Here is a 16,804-nt window from a genome sequence, read left to right as displayed (position 1 = left end):
GGGTCATCTTGTAGTTGGTCATCTCAACGCCGAATGCGACGGGGTGCTGCTCGGAGACCACGGCGAACCCGTGCCGTTCGAAGAATGGTCGTGCTGTGATGCTCGCGCTGGTGTACAGCGCGGATGCGCCGGCCACTAGTGCGACGTCGTGGAGATGCGCCAGGAGGGCGCCGGCGACACCGCCCCGACCGAACTTGGGTGCGACGAACATCATGTCGATGTAGCCGTCGTCTCCGACGTCGGAGAAGCCGGCGACCTCGTCCCCGATGGTGGCTACGAAGGTATTGAGCGACTTCCTCGCGGAGTTCCATTGGTTGACATCGCGTTCATCTGACCGCGCCCAGGCGGCGATCTGCTCCGCTGAGTAGTGCGCCGCAGCTGTTTCTGTCACCGCTGCCAGGAACACGTTCAGAGTCGCCTGGGCATCGGCTTCGATGTAGCGACGGATCTTCATACCCTGATTCCATCACGCCAATGGATCGTAGTCGTGTCCGGTTCCAGTAGCGGTGCGGCAGCCGTTCGAGTTGCTCCCCCGCAAGAATGAAGAATTTTTCTCCCTGACCGTAACTCCTGGTGGTGTCCCGGAAACTTAGCTATCGAGCGGGATGTTCAGCCCGCCGTCGAGAAACATTGGGGGAGATACAGAAATGAATGCCAATCGCGCAGGATATTGCACGGCCGTCATCATGGCGGGTCTTGCCGTCAGCCTCGTCCTTGCCGGATGCGGGCCACAGACGGGAACTGGTGCCGCCACCGGTTCCCCGCACGTGACCATCAGTGACACAACCGAATCCCCGCGGACGCCAGCCTTCGCAGCGGCTTCAGCGGCTTCAGCGGCTTCCGCGGCTTCCGCGGCTTCCACGGCAGCAACGGCAGCACTGACGATGGGTTGGACACCTTTTCGGAAGTTGCTGGAACCGTGACAGCGCGCATGGGCGGCGCCGTCCCGACACAATACGGGTGACGGGACGGCGCCGTCAGGTGGTGCGGCCCGCAGAGCTACGGCCGGGAGGCAACGCCCGCGGGAAGGAAACGCCTGCCGTTGACCCGCTCGGACGCGCCCACCCGGTCCAGGTATGGCGTGATGCCGCCCAGGAACATGGGCCAGCCGGCCCCCAGGATCATACAGAGGTCGATGTCCTCGGGCCCGGCCACCACGCCCTCGTCCAGCATCAGGCCGATTTCCTCGGCAAGGGCATCCTGCGTCCGGCGCAGGACTTCCTCCCCGGTCGACGCGGAGGTCCCAAAGGACATCAGCGCCAGCGTGGACGGGGGAATCTCCTGCCCTCCCTCGGCGGTGGGAACCCAGAGTGATTTCACACCGTTGTCGATCAGCTTCTGCAGGTTCTGCGAAACCCTAAACCGGTCACCAAATGCGGCATGGAGTGACTCCTGGACGTGCTGTGCCACCGGCAGTCCCACCATCGCGCCGAGGGTGAACGGCGTCATGGGCAGGCCCATCGGCCGCAGGGCGTTGTCCGCGACGTCCGCGGGGGTGCCTTCGTCGAAGGCGGCGGTGACCTCGCCCATGAGCCGCAGGAGGACGCGGTTGACCACGAAGGCCGGGGCGTCCTTGACCAGAACGGCGGTTTTCTTCAGCCCCTTGGCGAGCTCAAGGGCGGTGGCCAGCACCGCGTCGTCAGTCCTGGGCGCGCGGACAACTTCCAGCAGCGGCATGACGGCCACCGGATTGAAGAAGTGGAAGCCCACCAGCCGCTCAGGGTTCTTCAGGCCCTCGGCCATGGCCGTCACGGACAGCGACGACGTGTTGGTGGCGAGGATGCAGTCGGGGGAGACCACGGCCTCCAGCTCCGCGAAGACCTGCTTCTTGACGTTCAGTTCCTCGAACACGGCCTCGATGACAAAGTCGGCATCCGCAAAATGTTCCTTGGAAACGGATCCCGTAACAAGCGCCTTGATCCGGTTCGCCGCGTCCTGGCTGATCCGTTTCTTGCCGAGGAGCTTGTCGGCTTCGGCGTGCACGTAGCCCACGCCCTTGTCCACCCTGGCCTCGTCGATGTCGGTCATGACCACGGGGACCTTGAGCTGGCGTGCGAACAGAAGGGCCAGCTGACTGGCCATCAGTCCGGCACCGACGACACCGACCTTCGTCACCGGGCGGGCGAGCTTCCGGTCCGGTGCCCCGGCCGGGCGCTTGGAGCGTTTCTGCACGAGGTCCAGGAACGCGTACACCGTTGACCGGAATTCGTCCGTCTGCATGAGTCCGGCCAGGGTTTCGCATTCCAGGGCCGCAGATTCCGTCTGTGACATGGTCCGGTTGGCCTCCATAATGTCCAGGACCTTGGCCGGCGCAGGCGACGCGTTCGAGGTCTTGGACTCCACGAAGGCGCGTCCGGCGGCGACGGCACCCGCCCAGCGGGCGGCCACCTCAGGGGCAAGGGCGTCGACGGCGTTCGGCCGCTCCGGGACGACGTCACCAGCGATGACTCTGGCGGCCCACGCTAGGGACTGTTCCACAAAGTCGGCAGGTTCGAACATGGCGTCGGCGATGCCCAGACTGTAGGCCTCTGGCCCGGACAGCGTGCGGTTGTTGCTGAGCGGGTTCTCGATCATGACCCTGACGGCGTTTTCGGGGCCGATGAGCCGGGGCAGCAGGTAGACACCGCCCCAGCCCGGGACCAGCCCGAGCAAGGCCTCGGGAAGGGCCAGCGCGCCGGCGCCGGATGACACCGTGCGGTAGGTGGACTGCAGGGCGATTTCCAGCCCGCCGCCGAGCGCCACGCCGTTGATGAAGGCGAAGCTGGGAACGCCGAGATTGGCGAGCGTGGCGTAGACCTCGTGCCCCAGCTGCGCCATCCACAGGCCATGCTCGCGGCTGTCGAGCGACTTCACGGCAGACAGGTCCGCGCCGGCCACCAGGAAGTGGGGCTTGCCCGTGACGCCGACGCCCACGATCTCGCCCTTTGCTGCCCGGTCCCGCAGTCCTTCAAGCACCGTCCCGAGTTCAACGAGGGTGTTGGGCCCGAGCGTGGTGGGCTTGGAATGGTCCAGGCCGTTATCGAGCGTGATGAGCGCGAAGGTGCCCCCGCCGGTCCCGCCCGGGGCGCCAGGCAGTGCGATGTCCTGGACGTACGAGTGGGTGACGGTCTCGTCGGGGAACAGGTCGGCAAGCTTGCTGAATTCTGCGGCGCTCATGCGAGGGCTCCTGCGGTTTCGATGGCGGTGCCGCTGTAGTCGGCATGGTGGGGGTTTTCCCAGATGACAGTGGCTCCCATGCCGAGGCCGACACACATGGCCGTGATGCCGTATCGGACGGACGGGTCTTCCTCGAACTGCCGGGCCAGCTGGTTCATGAGCCGGACGCCCGAGGAGGCGAGGGGATGGCCCACCGCAATGGCGCCGCCGTAGCGGTTGACTCGGGGGTCGTCGTCGGAGATCCCGAAATGGTCGAGGAAGCTCAGGACCTGGACTGCGAACGCTTCGTTGATTTCGAACAGGCCGATGTCCCCGATTTCCAGGCCGGCCTTCGCGAGGGCCTTTTCGGTGGACGGAACCGGGCCGATGCCCATGACTTCCGGTTCCACGCCCGCGTAGGCATAACTGACCAGCCGCATCTTGACGCCCAGTCCCAGTTCCGCCGCGGCGTCAGAGGATGCCAGCAGCGCCGCCGTGGCACCGTCGTTCAATCCGGCGGCGTTGCCCGCCGTGACGCGGCCGTGGGGACGGAAGGGCGTCCTCAGCGCAGCAAGGTCTTCCCGCGTTGTGCCCGGGCGCGGCGGCTCGTCCACGGTGTTGACCGTCCAGCCTTCGCCGGGCTTCATGGTGGCCACGGGGACCAGGTCCGGCTGGATCATTCCTGCGCCGTAGGCCGCCTGCAGCTTGTCCTGCGAGGCAACTGCGTACGCGTCCGTGCGGTCCTTGGTGATGGCCGGAAAGCGGTCGTGCAGGTTCTCGGCCGTGTTGCCCATGTTGAGGGCCGCCGGGTCCACGAGCCGCTCGGACAGGAAACGCGGGTTGGGGTCGGCGCCGGCGCCCATCGGGTGGTTGCCCATATGCTCCACGCCGCCGGCGATAACGACGTCGTAGGCGCCGAAGGCGATGCCGCCGGCGGTGGTGGTCACTGCCGTCATGGCGCCTGCGCACATGCGGTCGATGGCAAAGCCGGGGACTGTGCGGGGGAGTCCCGCCAGCAGGGCGGCGGTCCGCCCGATGGTGAGGCCTTGGTCGCCGGTCTGCGTGGTTGCCGCGACTGCCACTTCATCGACGCGTCCGGCGGGCAGGCCCGGGTTGCGGCGCATCAGTTCGCGGATGCATTTGACCACCAGGTCGTCTGCGCGCATGCCTGCGTAAATGCCCTTGTCGCCGGCCCGGCCGAACGGTGTGCGCACGCCGTCCACGAAGACGACGTCGCGGACAACGCGCTGGTTTCCGCTGCTTCGGTGTTGGCTCACGTGCTGCTCCTCATTGAGACGTTGGTGCCGGATCCTGCCCAGGGGTCCAAGGAATCCGAGCGTCAGTGAGCCCAATGTTACTCGCCAGTAACTTAGCGTGCAAGGAGCGTGGACTAGGCGTTTTGCTCCCTGGATTCCTTCGGCGGAAGCGGCAGCGGATTGAGGAACGCCTCGGTGATCAGCGGTGTCACGATCCCGACCTGCCACGGCCGGGCTCCCAGGCCGCGCAGTTCTTCAGCCACGGACGCTTCACTGATTTCCGCCGGGGGGCGCCAGGCGACCCGGCGCAGGTAGTCAGGCGTCAGCAGGTTTTCCAGCGGCAAGTGCAGCTCGTCGGCCTTCTTCTGCAGAAGCGGACGGGCGGTGGTGAGCCGTTCCGCGGCAGCGGGGTCGCGGTCTGCCCAGACCCTGGGCGGCGGCGGGGCGTTGGTGGGAAGGTGCAGGGGCGGAAGGTCCTCCAGGGCCCGGGCGGCAGCGATGCAGCGGAGCCAGCGGGGGGCCTCGCGCTGGGCCGCCCGCCCGTGGAAGCCCTTGGTGCCCAGCAGCTGCGGCACGGTCGCAGGCATGGCCTTGGCGGCAGCCACGAGGGACGAATCGGGAATCAGCCGGCCCGGCGCCACGTCCCGCTTCTGGGCGAGGGCGTCGCGTTCAAGCCACATCTCGCGGACGGCGGCGAGCTGGCGCCGGTCCCGGATCTGATGCAGCCCGGAGGTCTTGCGCCAGGGGTCGATCCTCGGCGGTGCCAGCCCGGCCGCGAGGATGGCTGCGAATTCCTGCTCTGCGAACTCAAGTTTGCCGTCCGCTTCGAGCAGTTCAATGAGTTCCTCGCGGAGTTCCGTCAGGACTTCGACGTCGAGGGCGGCGTAGCGGAGCCAGGGTTCCGGCAACGGGCGGGTGGACCAGTCGGCCGCGGAGTGTTCCTTGGCCAGGCCGAAGCCCAGCAGCTGTTCGATGACTGCGGCGAGTCCTACGCGGGGAAGCCCGGCCAGGCGGGCGGCGAGCTCGGTGTCGAACAGCTTGTCCGGCCACATGCCGAGTTCGGAAAGGCAGGGGAGGTCCTGGCTGGCCGCGTGCAGGATCCATTCGACGCCGTGAAGGGCGTCGTTGATGATGCTCAGGTTGTCAAAGGGCTCGGGATCGATGAGCCAGGTGCCCGAACCCTCGCGGCGGATCTGGACCAGGAAAGCCCGCTGGCCGTACCGGAAGCCCGAGGCCCGTTCAGCATCAACTCCGGCAGGTCCGGTGCCGGCGGCTATGGCGGCGGCACAGCGCTCCAGTCCCGACTGGGTTTCGATGACCAGCGGCACGCCGTCGCGGGGTGAGTCGAGATCGATGACAACGGGGACGCGGCTATCAAAGCCCTCCACCGAGATGTGGGGTGTGGTTTCAGCAGCCGGAGCGCCAGCTGTGGTGTTTTCCAAATTTTCAGGGGTCATGATGGCCCTAGTTTACCGGCAGTGCGCTGCCGGGCGGAGTCCCTGGCGCCGGAGGGCACTAGTTCCGACGCCTGCGGGGCAATGCGGACACGCCGTCGGGGAGCGGCGGCAGGCCCGCGAAAGTGCACACCATGTCGGACCAGGCCTCCAGGTGCGCCTGGACGTCGGCACTGGCCGGGGTCCAGGAAGCGCGGAGTTCGATGTCTATCGATTCTGGCCTCTCTGACAGTGTGCCGAAGCTTTCCGACAGCACGCGCGTGGCCGTTCCGCCCGCGGCCCTGTACGGCGCCTGGTGCGTCTCGAGGGCTTCCACGAGCCAGGTCCACGCCACGGAACCGAGCATTTCGTCGTTGCCCATCTCCGGCTCAAGCTGGGCCCGGATGTAGGTCACGATGCGGAATTCTCCATCCCAGACCGCCGAGCCGTCAGGGTCGTGCAACAGGATGAACCGCCCGGTGGCGAGTTCATCGTCGTCGTCGGGCTCGTGGCCGGCAGCCGTGCGGGCCAGGGCCACGGCTGCCGGGCCGTGCACTGGAGCCGGTTGACTGCCGCGGCTGCTGGCTCCGATGACCTCCGCGCCGAGCGCAACGGCGAACGGCGCCAGCCGCGACGGCGCCGGGATCTCGTTGAGGCGCAACTCACTGCGGCAGCGTGCTTTCCGGAGTGTCCCCAAGGCGTACAGAAACTCCGCGGGAACCTGGGCAAGTGCGTTCACAATCGCAGGGTACGCAATGGAGCCCGCCAAGGTACGCAGGCTCGCCGCAGGCCCGGGGAATCTGGGTGTGGTGAGCCTGCGCAGGGCATTCTGAGTCTCCTACTCTGCGGTGCCCGCCGCATTCGCGTGCCCTGCCAGTTCATTCCGGATGGCCTCGACGAACGCGTCCACGTCGTCCTCGGTCGTGTCGAAGGAGCACATCCAGCGGACCTCGCGGGCAGCTTCGTTCCAGTCGTAGAAGCGGAAGGACTTCCGCAGCTTGTCCGCCACCCCTTCGGGCAGGATGGCGAAGACGCCGTTGGATTCGGTCTTCTGGCTCAGTTCGACGCCGGGAACGGACTCGACGCCGGCGCGCAGGCGGGCCGCCATGGCGTTCGCATGGCTGGCCGACCGCAGCCACAGGTCACCCTCCAAAAGGGCGATGAACTGGGCGGACATGAAGCGCATCTTGGAGGCCAGCTGCATGTTCATTTTCCGCAGGAAGAGGAGGCCGTGAGCGGCCGCCGGATTGAGCGCCACCACCAGCTCGCCAAACAGGAGCCCGTTCTTGGTGCCGCCGAAGGAGAGGATGTCCACGCCGGCATCGCGCGTGAAAGCCCGCAGGGGAACGCCAAGGTGCGCCGCGGCATTGGCCAGCCGTGCCCCGTCCATGTGCAGCTTCATGCCTTTGGCGTGGACGTGCGTGGCGATGGCGCGCACCTCTTCCGGGGTGTAACACGTGCCCAGTTCCGTGGTCTGGGTGATGGAGACGGCAAGCGGCTGGGCGCGGTGCTCGTCACCCCAGCCCCAGGCCTCGCGGTCGATGAGTGCGGGGGTCAGTTTGCCGTCCGGCGTGGGCACTTGCAGCAGCTTGATGCCGCCGATCCGCTCCGGCGCGCCGTTTTCGTCCATGTTGATGTGGGCTGTTGACGCGCAGATGACTGCGCCCCAGCGGGGGAGCAGGGACTGCAGCGACAGCACGTTGGCGCCGGTGCCGTTGAAGACCGGAAAGCACTCGATGCCTTCCCCGAAGTGCTGTTCCATGAGTTGCTGCAGCCGGGCGGTGTAGTCGTCCTCGCCATAGGACACCTGGTGGCCTTCATTGGCGGCCGCCAGCGCGGCCAGCACCTCGGGGTGCACACCGGAGTAATTGTCCGAGGCAAAGCCCCGGACGGAGGCGTCATGCAGCCGGGACATGGTGCCGCTGCCGGCCGTTTCAACTGTGGTTGTCATTGCTTTGGTCACGCTTTCAGTCTAGGGAGTTGTGGCCGGGCCCGCCCGCGGTCACCGGGTGAGCAGGATCCGCTGCCCGTTCAGTTCGGTGGCGGGTTTTGCGAACAGCCCGACGACGGCGGCAGCCAGGTCTTCGACGTCCGTGTAGCCGGGGAACCTTCGTTCGGGCTGGCGGATGCGCATGCCGGGGTCCACCAGCGCCTTTACAACTAGGACGACGGCGGCGCTGTGCAGTTCAGGTTCGCCCGGCAGTTCAGGTTCACCCTGCCCTTGCTTTGCGCCCTGGAGCTGGTCCCGGCGGAACCCTTCCGCCATGGCCATGGTCCAGGCCTCGGCCGCCGCCTTGACTGCCGCGTAGCTGGCGGCCGCCGCGGAAGGTGCGGTGACAAACGTCGATGAGACCATCGCGAACCGGCCCGTTTCGGACGCCACGAGGTCGCCGTAAAACACCCGGGTGATGTTCCGGAGCGTCGTCACGGAACTGCTTTCAAGGAAGTCCCAGTCCTCGTCGCTCTGGCCGGTGATGTCCCGGGCGCCCCGCCAGCCACCAACGAGGTGGATGACGCCGTCGATCCTGCCCGCTGTCCTGGTGAGCTCTTCGTGGAGTTCCCGGACGGCGGGCAGGGAGGCGAGGTCGCAGGTGAGCGGCGTGACCCCGCTGCCGGCAGCTTCCGCCGCGGCCGCAATCCTTGTGCTGTCCGATCCCACGGTGTAGACGGTCACGCCGGCCTGGGCCAGGGCGCGCGCCACGGCGATTCCCGACGGGGCGCTGCCGCCTGCTACCAGCACTGTGAGGGGGCGCTCCGTCATCAAGCCGTCATCGCCTTTGCCGTCGGCCCGGGGCGGGACGGATCCTGGGCGCCGGTGATGCCTGCCGTCGACTCGATCACGGGACGCATCTTCTTTTCCAGTGCTTCATAGAACATGGACAGCGGGAATTCGTCGTCCAGCACCTGGTCGGTGAGCCCGCGCGGGGGTCCGTCGAGCGGGAGGGCGCCCGGACCCTTTGCCCATACCGAGGCCGGATTCGGCGTGAGCGTTCCCGCCACGAGCTCGTAGGCGGCGAGCCAGTGCGCGGTCTTCGGCCTGTCGATCGAGCGCCAGTACAGCTCTTCGATGCGGGCGCCGAGTTCAATGACGGCTCCTGGCACGTTGTCCCAGTCGAAGCTGAGGCGGCTGTCGGTCCAGTGCAGCACCCGGTGCTGGTGCAGCCAGGCAAAGAGCAGCTGGCCCCCCAGCCCGTCGTAGTTACGGATCCGGCTGCCGGTGATGGCGAACCGGAAAATCCGGTCGAAGATGACGGCGTACTGGACGAGCTTCGCCTGCCGGCGGGCCTCCGGATCGGACGCCTCGTCCTTTTCTATGCGCACCGACTCCCGGAAAGCGGTCAGATCGCATCGCAGTTCCTCGAGTGAGTACAGGAAGTACGGCATGCGCTGTTTGATCATGAAGGGATCAAAAGGCAGGTCGCCGCGCATGTGGGTCCGGTCGTGGATCAGGTCCCACATCACGAAGGTCTGCTCCGTGAGTTCCTGGTTCTCCAGGAGCGCAGCCGCCCCGGCCGGCAGTTCGAGGGATGTGATCTCCGCCGCTGCCCCCAGGACCCGGCGGAAACGGGCGGCCTCGCGGTCCGCGAAGATGGCGCCCCACGTGAACTTGGGCGTTTCGCGGACGGCCACGGTCTCCGGGAACAGCACGGCGGAGTTGGTGTCGTAGCCCGGCGTGAAATCAAGGAAGCGGATGGGGACGAACAGCTTGTTGGAGTAGTCGCCCGCTTCGAGCCCGGCGATGAATTCGGGCCAGATCACTTCGATCAGCACAGCTTCAACCAGCCGGCTCGTGCTGCCGTTCTGCGTGTACATGGGAAAAACGACGAGGTGCTGGAGCCCGTTTTCGCGGTGCTCCTGGGGCCGGAAGGCCAGCAGCGAGTCCAGGAAATCCGGGACGCCGAACCCCGCCTCCATCCAGCGCGTGAAGTCAACGCACACGAGCTCAAGGTAGCGGGCATCGTACGGGAAGCACGGTGCCAGGGCTTCCACGGCCTCGACGATGGCAAGAACATGGCTGGCCGCAGCACCGTGGTGCGCAGGTTCCGGTACGGAACCGTCCTGGATTTGAAGGCCGCGCAGTGCTGTGGCGGCGGTCTTGAGACGCTGCCACTCGGGGTGGTCCGCGGAGATCCTGACGGGGGCGGTGGTCACGGTAATCGTCATGTTCGGCGTCGCCTTTCTGGTTGCCTGAGCTTCTACGCCGAGCGTAACAAGCAACCAGATGTGCTAATCCATTTTAGGTCTTAGCGTAAGAAACTGTGAGGCTCGGTGGCCGCTCTAGGCGCGCCAGGTGTAGCGCTGAGCGGCCTCAGGAACCGGCGGCGGGGCCATCCTCTGTGCTCTGGGCCGGGACCAGCCTCAGGGATACGGAATTGATGCAGTACCGCTGGTCCGTGGGCGTTCCGTAGCCTTCACCTTCAAAGACGTGCCCCAAATGGGAATCGCAAGCGGAGCAGCGCACTTCGATACGTTCCATGCCCAGGGTGCGGTCGTGGATATAGCGGACCGTGCCTTCCGCCAGGGGGGCCCAGAAGGACGGCCAGCCGCAGTGCGAATCGAACTTCTCCTTGCTCGTGAAAAGCTCGGCACCGCACGCCCTGCACTGATAAACGCCCGCGGTATGGGTGTCCCAGTACTCGCCCGTATAAGGGCGCTCCGTGCCCGCCTGCCGGAGCACATGGTATTCCTCGGGCGTAAGTTCGCGGCGCCACTCGTCTTCGCTCCGGACGACCGGGCCTACCGTATTCTCAGCTTTTTCTGGGGTGCTCATAGCCTCATCAACGCTCAGGAGTCCCCGATAAATCCCGAGCCTGCATACAGGTGCAGCACGGGGAGGCCCAGGCGGTCCTGTGCCTTGTTGGCCCAGTCCGTGTGGAAGGTGTCAGCCACGGCGTGCGGACGGGTGACGACGACGGCCTGTACGGCGCCGAGCTCCTTCACCTTCGCCACGAGGCCGTTGACGGCCTCGCCGTCCACCATCTCGCCGGTGACTCCGCCGCCGATGCCCTCGAGCGCGCGCAGGGAGACTGACAGGGTCTCGGACGCCGCAGCGCGTTGCTTCTCCGGGTCCGGTGCGTGGGAGGTCAGCTCGCGGAAGGCCTTGGCAATGTCAAGCATCGAGAGGTTCTCGAGGAAGTCCACGATGAGATGCCGCTCCGTATTGGCGGGCACCAGCACGACCAGAGGCATGTCACCTCCGTTCACCAGGCGTTCGATGTTGACGCGGTCGTCCGCACCCAGCGGCTCTTCTGTGAGAATGACGATTGGATCGCTCATGCCATCAGCCTAGCCCGGCGGAACCGCGGCTGCATGCTTTTGTGGCCGGATGTGCCTTGGAAGCCGACTCCGGTAACAATGGTGCAATGGACTCCTCCTTCCGGCCCGGCACAGAGCTGCTGCGCCACCTGGTTCCCGGTGCCCCGGCGCACGCGGCTCCGGACCTCCTGAACAGCGCAGGCCAGCAGGACAGCTCGATGAGCCTGCGTGCCAAGTGGACACTCGGCGGAATTATCGCGGGCGGTGCCGCGGCCGCCCTCCTGGGCGCCGGATCATCAGCCCTCGCGCTGTACTTTGCCCGGCGCGTGCTTACTCCCGCCCGGGCACGCGTGGCCGACCAGGAAGTGCTGGCGGTGATCAGGAACGGCAGGGGACAGCAGGTCATCCTTGCGGCGACGCCCGAGACCACCCAGGACGGCGTCTACAGCCTCTTTTTCGACGGCGGAAACGGCCACGCCCGCATCGGCCGTATCGTGTCCTATTCGCCTTCCGAGCGAACCGTCCTGCGCGAGGTGGAAGCCGTCTATCAGGGAACCCTGGAAACCGCCCGCCGGGGCTGGTGGGGCGGCGCTGCCTATCCTGATCCCTCTGCCGTCGGGCTTGCCTCGGAGGACGTGGCCATTGAGGTTGAGGGCGGCACGGCCCCAGCGTGGCTGATCCCCGCCGATCCAACCGCCGACGTCTGGGCGATTATGGTCCATGGCCGCGGCGCAACTCGGCAGGAAAGCCTGCGGGCGGCCAGGGCTGTCCACGAACTGGGACTGCCCAGCCTCCTCGTTTCTTACCGCAACGACGGGCTCGCGCCTTCTGCACCCGACGGAAGGTACGGCCTGGGATCCACCGAATGGCGGGACGTCGACGCCGCGATTGCCTACGCACTGGCCAGCGGCGCCAAGGAAGTTGTGCTCTTCGGCTGGTCCATGGGCGGCGCCATTTGCCTGCAGACCGCGGATCTTTCGAAGAACCGGCATGTCATCCGCGCCATGGTCCTGGACGCCCCTGTCATCGACTGGGTCAACGTGCTGGCCCACCACGCCGAACTCAACAGGATTCCGTCCGCCGTCGGCCGTTACGGCCAGCTGATGATGGGCCACCGCCTCGGGCGTCGCCTCACCGGGCTGGCAGCGCCCGTGGACCTGAAGTCCATGGACTGGGTGTCCAGGGCCGTGGAACTCCGGACCCCTACACTTATTGTGCACAGCGTCGACGACGAATATGTCCCCTACGGCCCGTCCGCCCTGCTCGCGGAGAAGAATCCGGAAATGGTGACCTTCGAGTCGTTCGAGAAGGCGCGGCATGCCAAGGAATGGAATGCGGATCCGGTCCGGTGGGAGAGTCTGGTCAAGGCCTGGCTGCAGCAGCAACTGGCCCCCCGGCTCAACCCGGGGCAGGCTTCCACTGATAATCCGGGTGATGATCCGGTCCCGGAGGCTGACAACACCCTGCGCGATTAGTGCGAGCCGCTGCCGTTCTTCGCAGCGACTGTGCCGATGGAAGCGGTGATGGCCTTCGTGAGGCGCACCAGGTCCCGGGGATCGAGTTCGATGTCGAGTCCCCGCCGGCCGCCGGAAACCAGGATGCTGGTCAGCGCCAGTGCGCTGTCATCAAGCACGGTGGGGGAGGACTGCCGCTGGCCGAGCGGAGAGATCCCGCCCAGGACGTAGCCGGTCCGCCGCTCGGCGGCCCCCGGGTCCGCCATGGCGGCCTTCTTGCTTCCCAAGGCCGCCGCCATGGCCTTGAGGTCCAGGTTTCCGCTTACGGGAACGACGCCCACCGCGAGCCTGCCGTCCACGTCCACCATGAGCGTCTTGAAGACCCGTGCCGGATCAATCCCCAGAACCTCGGCGGCTTCCAGCCCGTAGCTGGCCGCAGAAGGGTCGTGGCTGTAGGGGTGCAGCGTAAAGGGAACGCCTGCCGCAGCCAGGACGGCTGTGGCAGGCGTTGCCTGTGACGTGTTCTTCCGCGCCATGTGATCCTGGACCTGAATCCGCGTATCCGGACCGGCTAGTTTTGAAGCCTGGCGGAGGCGGCAACCTTGCGCTTGATCCGCCCCAGCATGGCTGTCATCCCGCGCATCCGCAGCGGCGTGATGGCCCGGGTCAGGCCGAGCAGCTCGGGCATGTCGTCGGGCACGGCGAGGATCTCTTCTGCCGTGAGTCCGTCCAGGCCCTCATGAAGCACACCCGCGAAGCCACGCGTTGTGGGGGCCTCGGGAGGCGCTTTGAAGAACAGCCGGTAGGCGGATGACCCGCCGTCGTTCTTCTCGGTCTCAATGGTGAGAAACAGCGGCGACTGGCACTCGACAACCTGCTCCAGCAGCTCCGGGTGGTCCTTGAGCCGCTCCGGCAATTCGGGCAGGCCGCGGGAGAACTCCAGCAACAGCTGGAGCCTCTCCGGCTCACTCAGTGCCTGGAAGTCATCGACAATTTCCGCCAGTGCGGTGGGCAGTGCATAAGTACTCATCAGTTCAAGCTTACGCAGTTTGCCCCCGCCCGGCCCGTTTCTTACGCCGTTTGCCGGGCGCCGGCGGGAACCGAACCGCGCTCGGCACCCTTGACGATGGGAACGCGGACGGCGTTGCCCCATTCCGTCCAGGACCCGTCGTAGTTCCGCACGGTCTCGAAACCCAGGAGATATTTGAGGGCGAACCAGGTGTGGCTGGAGCGCTCACCGATGCGGCAGTAGGCCACCACATCGTCTCCTTCGGTCAGCCCGGCCTCGCCGAGGTAAAGGGCCTCGAGTTCCGGCCGGCTGCGGTACGTGCCGTCTTCGGCTGCCGCCCGCGCCCAGGGGATGGATGCTGCGGTGGGGATGTGACCGCCCCGGAGTGCGCCTTCCTCGGGGTAGGCGGGCATGTGGGTGCGCTGTCCGGTGTATTCCTCGGGGGAGCGCACGTCGATCAGCGGCTTGCCGAGGTGGGCCAGGACATCGTCCTTGAAGGCGCGGATCGGGGCGTCGTTGCGTTCGACGACGGGGTAGTCGCCGACGGCGGGGGACGGGACGTCCGTGGTGAGTTCGCGGCCCTCGGCGATCCATTTATCGCGGCCGCCGTCGAGCAGGCGGACGTCTTCATGGCCGAAGAGGGTGAAGACCCACAGGGCGTAGGCGGCCCACCAGTTCGACTTGTCGCCGTAAATGACGACGGTGCTGTCACGCGAAATGCCTTTCGCGGCTGCCAGGGCCGCGAAGGCCTGGCCGTCGACGTAGTCCCTGGCGACTTCGTCGTTCAGGTCCGTGTGCCAGTCGACCTTGACCGCACCAGGGATGTGCCCGGTCTCGTACAGCAGCACATCTTCGTCGGACTCGACGACCACGAGCTTTCCGTTGCCGACGGCACCGCCTTCAATGGCCGCGGCGAGCCACTCGGTGGAAACCAGCCGCTCGGGGTGGGCGTAGGCGGCAAACTTTTCGTTCTGTTCAACTGGGTAGGACATTCGTATGGCCTTTCACTGAAACGGTCGCATCAGACCGACGGGGAACCGGCCGGTCACTGCTTCAACACTAGTCACGGGCTGTGGTGAAAGCTTCCCTGCGTTAACAGGACGAAATGTGCGCTTGGTCACCCGCAGCGGGCGGGTGTGGCCCGGGCAACCCAGGCAGCGGCGCCAATACCGGTATTCTTTCTGGGGACAAGTCACCAGCAGAACGGACCACCTTGGTACAGATCGAAAAGCTTGCCACCCGGACGCCGGCAGTCTCGGTGGATGAACTCCTCAAGGGTTTCTACCCGTCGCCCCGGTTCGGGCAGGTGTCGTTCTCGAGCTACCGGCCCGATCCTGCCCAGCCCAGCCAGGCGGCAGCCGTGCACGCGCTCGAAGCATTCGCCGGCGGTGTCGGCTCCGGCGACGGGGCAGGAATTTTCAAGCGGCTCTTCGCCAAAAAGGATGCGTCCAGGGCCGGAATCTACCTCGACGGCGGTTTCGGCGTGGGCAAGACCCACCTGCTGGCATCGCTGTGGCACGCCGCCCCCGGGCCCAAGGCCTTCGGCACGTTCGTGGAATACACCAACCTGGTGGGCGCCCTATCGTTCCGGAAGACAGTTGAAGCACTGAGTTCCTACAAACTGGTGTGCATTGATGAGTTTGAGCTGGACGACCCCGGGGACACCGTCCTGATGTCACGGCTCATGCGCGAACTCGCGGACGCCGGCGTCAAGCTGGCCGCCACTTCCAACACCCTGCCCGGATCCTTGGGCGATGGCCGCTTCGCCGCCGTCGATTTCCAGCGGGAGATCCAGGTCCTGGCCGACCAGTTCGACGTGATCAGGATCGACGGGGAGGATTTCCGGCACCGTGGCCTGCCTGCGGCGCCTTCCCCCTTGCGGAACAGCGAGCTCCACGCCCACATGAAGGCGGAGTTCGACGGCCAGACGGTGGCCGAGGATGACTTCAAGTCACTCATCGCGCACCTGGCCGGTGTACACCCGAGCCGCTACAGGAAGCTGATCGACGGCGTGGACGGCGTCGTCTGGCGGGACGTGGAAACCATCACGGAACAGGCCGTCGCGCTGCGGTTCGTGGTTCTGGCCGACCGGCTGTACGACAAGGATGTTCCGATCCTCGCCAGTGGGGTTCCGTTCGACAAACTGTTCACCGAGGAAATGATGACCGGCGGATACATGAAGAAGTACTTCCGGGCGGTCTCCCGACTCACCGCACTGGCCCGCGAAGGCCAGAACCACGAACCGGCTCTCTGAGGTGTTAAACGCCAAGGGCGCCGGTGCCGCCTCTCGGCGGGACCGGCGCCCTGGTTGACGTGTCGGGGCAATGCCCGGGCAAATCCTTGGTTACGGAGCCTTCTCGGCCGGCGGCACTACCTGGTCCGCCGGTGCCTGCTTGGGCGTTCCGTCTGCGTTCTTATCAACGAAGGTGGAAGCGCCATCCTGGACCTTATCTACGTGTCCGGCGTACTTGCCGCCGGTCTTCGAGTCGACGAAGTCGCCCGCTTTGTTGATGCCGTCCTTGATGGCCTGCTCGTTGCCGCGGATCAGACCCTGAGCTTTGCCCTTTAGATCGTCAATTAGTCCCACGAGCACCTCCCTTCAATTCCGGAGCCAGTTCGCTCCTCCGCATTCGATCCTAGCTGCCAAGGCAAGGCCTGCCAAGGTTGTAGTTGACAAATTCTGTCAAATGGCATGCGGGCAAGAAAAAAGCAGCTCCGGGGAGCTGCTTGAATCGTGGGCGATACTGGGATCGAACCAGTGACCTCTTCCGTGTCAGGGAAGCGCGCTACCGCTGCGCCAATCGCCCGGAACCGGAAGACCGGCTTAATCCTGGGTTCGGATCCCGAAGGATCAAGAGAGCGGACGACGAGATTCGAACTCGCGACATCCACCTTGGCAAGGTGGTGCTCTACCAGCTGAGCTACGTCCGCATGAAGTACGTTCCGGGCAGGCCGGACGTTCAACAACAAGCAAGTTTCCTTGCTCTGGTGGGCGATACTGGGATCGAACCAGTGACCTCTTCCGTGTCAGGGAAGCGCGCTACCGCTGCGCCAATCGCCCATTGAATCCGGTTACACCGGAAACCATGGTTTTCACCGAGGTGGGTACGGGATTCGAACCCGTGTATACGGCTTTGCAGGCCGCTGCCTCGCCTCTCGGCCAACCCACCGTGTAAGCGTAGGTTCCAGGGAACCCAGCCGTGACAGTGTCCTGCGAGCGGACGACGAGATTCGAACTCGCGACATCCACCTTGGCAAGGT

Annotated in this window: 16 protein-coding genes and 4 tRNA genes; 2 read left to right on the top strand and 18 right to left on the bottom strand. The window is 66.0% G+C overall.

Annotated features, from left to right (window positions below; all coding sequences use genetic code 11):
* The 10 genes from AC3A3W_RS00745 to AC3A3W_RS00700 all read right to left on the bottom strand — a co-directional run.
* Positions 1–454, bottom strand: a 454-nt coding sequence (locus tag AC3A3W_RS00745) for a GNAT family N-acetyltransferase (RefSeq protein ID WP_487439978.1), incomplete at its 3' end; no start/stop codon positions are given.
* Between the two features lie 545 nt (positions 455–999).
* Positions 1,000–3,156: a 3-hydroxyacyl-CoA dehydrogenase NAD-binding domain-containing protein gene (locus tag AC3A3W_RS00740; RefSeq protein ID WP_487439977.1), complete on the bottom strand. Its 2,157-nt coding sequence runs from the start codon at positions 3,154–3,156 to the stop codon at positions 1,000–1,002.
* Positions 3,153–4,412: a thiolase family protein gene (locus tag AC3A3W_RS00735; RefSeq protein ID WP_487439976.1), complete on the bottom strand. Its 1,260-nt coding sequence runs from the start codon at positions 4,410–4,412 to the stop codon at positions 3,153–3,155. Before AC3A3W_RS00735 ends, AC3A3W_RS00740 begins: the two co-directional genes overlap by 4 nt.
* Before the next feature lie 113 nt (positions 4,413–4,525).
* On the bottom strand, positions 4,526–5,848 hold the full coding sequence (locus AC3A3W_RS00730; protein ID WP_487439975.1) for an HRDC domain-containing protein: 1,323 nt from the start codon (positions 5,846–5,848) through the stop codon (positions 4,526–4,528).
* 58 nt (positions 5,849–5,906) lie between these two features.
* Entirely contained in the window at positions 5,907–6,566 is a 660-nt protein-coding gene (locus AC3A3W_RS00725) for a DUF3000 domain-containing protein (protein WP_487439981.1), read from the bottom strand.
* 96 nt (positions 6,567–6,662) lie between these two features.
* The gene (locus AC3A3W_RS00720) at positions 6,663–7,775 is read right to left on the bottom strand and encodes a threonine aldolase family protein (RefSeq protein WP_487439980.1); all 1,113 of its coding nucleotides are present in this window, start codon (positions 7,773–7,775) and stop codon (positions 6,663–6,665) included.
* Between the two features lie 51 nt (positions 7,776–7,826).
* On the bottom strand, positions 7,827–8,585 hold the full coding sequence (locus AC3A3W_RS00715; protein ID WP_487439974.1) for an SDR family oxidoreductase: 759 nt from the start codon (positions 8,583–8,585) through the stop codon (positions 7,827–7,829).
* Positions 8,585–9,988, bottom strand: coding sequence for a DUF6421 family protein (locus tag AC3A3W_RS00710; RefSeq protein ID WP_487439973.1), 1,404 nt, complete (start codon positions 9,986–9,988; stop codon positions 8,585–8,587). The genes AC3A3W_RS00715 and AC3A3W_RS00710 overlap by 1 nt, the downstream gene beginning before the upstream one ends.
* Positions 9,989–10,133: 145 nt before the next feature.
* Positions 10,134–10,595 carry a peptide-methionine (R)-S-oxide reductase MsrB gene (gene msrB / locus AC3A3W_RS00705; RefSeq protein ID WP_487439972.1) on the bottom strand — a complete coding sequence of 154 codons (462 nt, stop codon included), beginning with the start codon at positions 10,593–10,595 and terminating at the stop codon, positions 10,134–10,136.
* A 14-nt stretch (positions 10,596–10,609) separates the two neighbouring features.
* Positions 10,610–11,101: a hypothetical protein gene (locus AC3A3W_RS00700; protein ID WP_487439971.1), complete on the bottom strand. Its 492-nt coding sequence runs from the start codon at positions 11,099–11,101 to the stop codon at positions 10,610–10,612.
* Between the two features lie 197 nt (positions 11,102–11,298).
* On the opposite strand from AC3A3W_RS00700, the gene AC3A3W_RS00695 reads away from it, so the two are divergent.
* Positions 11,299–12,555: an alpha/beta hydrolase family protein gene (locus AC3A3W_RS00695; RefSeq protein WP_487439979.1), complete on the top strand. Its 1,257-nt coding sequence runs from the start codon at positions 11,299–11,301 to the stop codon at positions 12,553–12,555.
* Here the strand turns inward: AC3A3W_RS00695 and ybaK are convergent.
* Genes ybaK through AC3A3W_RS00680 form a run of 3 tightly spaced genes read right to left on the bottom strand, consistent with a single transcriptional unit; the run spans position 12,552 to position 14,535 of the window.
* Positions 12,552–13,070, bottom strand: coding sequence for a Cys-tRNA(Pro) deacylase (ybaK, locus tag AC3A3W_RS00690; protein ID WP_487439970.1), 519 nt, complete (start codon positions 13,068–13,070; stop codon positions 12,552–12,554). The genes AC3A3W_RS00695 and ybaK overlap by 4 nt on opposite strands.
* A 35-nt stretch (positions 13,071–13,105) precedes the next feature.
* Positions 13,106–13,564 (bottom strand): SufE family protein, encoded by a 459-nt coding sequence (locus AC3A3W_RS00685; protein ID WP_205653216.1) that lies wholly within the window; start codon positions 13,562–13,564, stop codon positions 13,106–13,108.
* 41 nt (positions 13,565–13,605) lie between these two features.
* Positions 13,606–14,535 (bottom strand): sulfurtransferase, encoded by a 930-nt coding sequence (locus AC3A3W_RS00680; protein ID WP_487439969.1) that lies wholly within the window; start codon positions 14,533–14,535, stop codon positions 13,606–13,608.
* Between the two features lie 221 nt (positions 14,536–14,756).
* Between AC3A3W_RS00680 and zapE the strand changes: the two genes are divergently transcribed.
* Positions 14,757–15,797 (top strand): cell division protein ZapE, encoded by a 1,041-nt coding sequence (zapE, locus tag AC3A3W_RS00675; protein WP_487439968.1) that lies wholly within the window; start codon positions 14,757–14,759, stop codon positions 15,795–15,797.
* Positions 15,798–15,887: 90 nt separating this feature from the next.
* Here the strand turns inward: zapE and AC3A3W_RS00670 are convergent, their stop codons facing one another.
* The 5 genes from AC3A3W_RS00670 to AC3A3W_RS00650 all read right to left on the bottom strand — a co-directional run bounded on the left by AC3A3W_RS00670 (position 15,888) and on the right by AC3A3W_RS00650 (position 16,713).
* A complete protein-coding gene (locus AC3A3W_RS00670) occupies positions 15,888–16,130 on the bottom strand; it encodes an antitoxin (protein WP_487439967.1) in 243 nt (80 codons plus the stop codon).
* A gap of 148 nt (positions 16,131–16,278) precedes the next feature.
* A tRNA-Val gene (locus tag AC3A3W_RS00665) sits at positions 16,279–16,350 on the bottom strand.
* A 51-nt stretch (positions 16,351–16,401) separates the two neighbouring features.
* Positions 16,402–16,474 (bottom strand) — tRNA-Gly (locus AC3A3W_RS00660).
* A 55-nt stretch (positions 16,475–16,529) separates the two neighbouring features.
* Positions 16,530–16,604 (bottom strand) — tRNA-Val (locus AC3A3W_RS00655).
* A gap of 38 nt (positions 16,605–16,642) precedes the next feature.
* Positions 16,643–16,713 (bottom strand) — tRNA-Cys (locus AC3A3W_RS00650).
* Positions 16,714–16,804: the final 91 nt, after the last annotated feature.

The sequence above is a fragment of the Arthrobacter sp. Soil_N43 genome (assembly GCF_057655195.1).
This window is presented reverse-complemented; position numbering and strand designations above follow the sequence as displayed.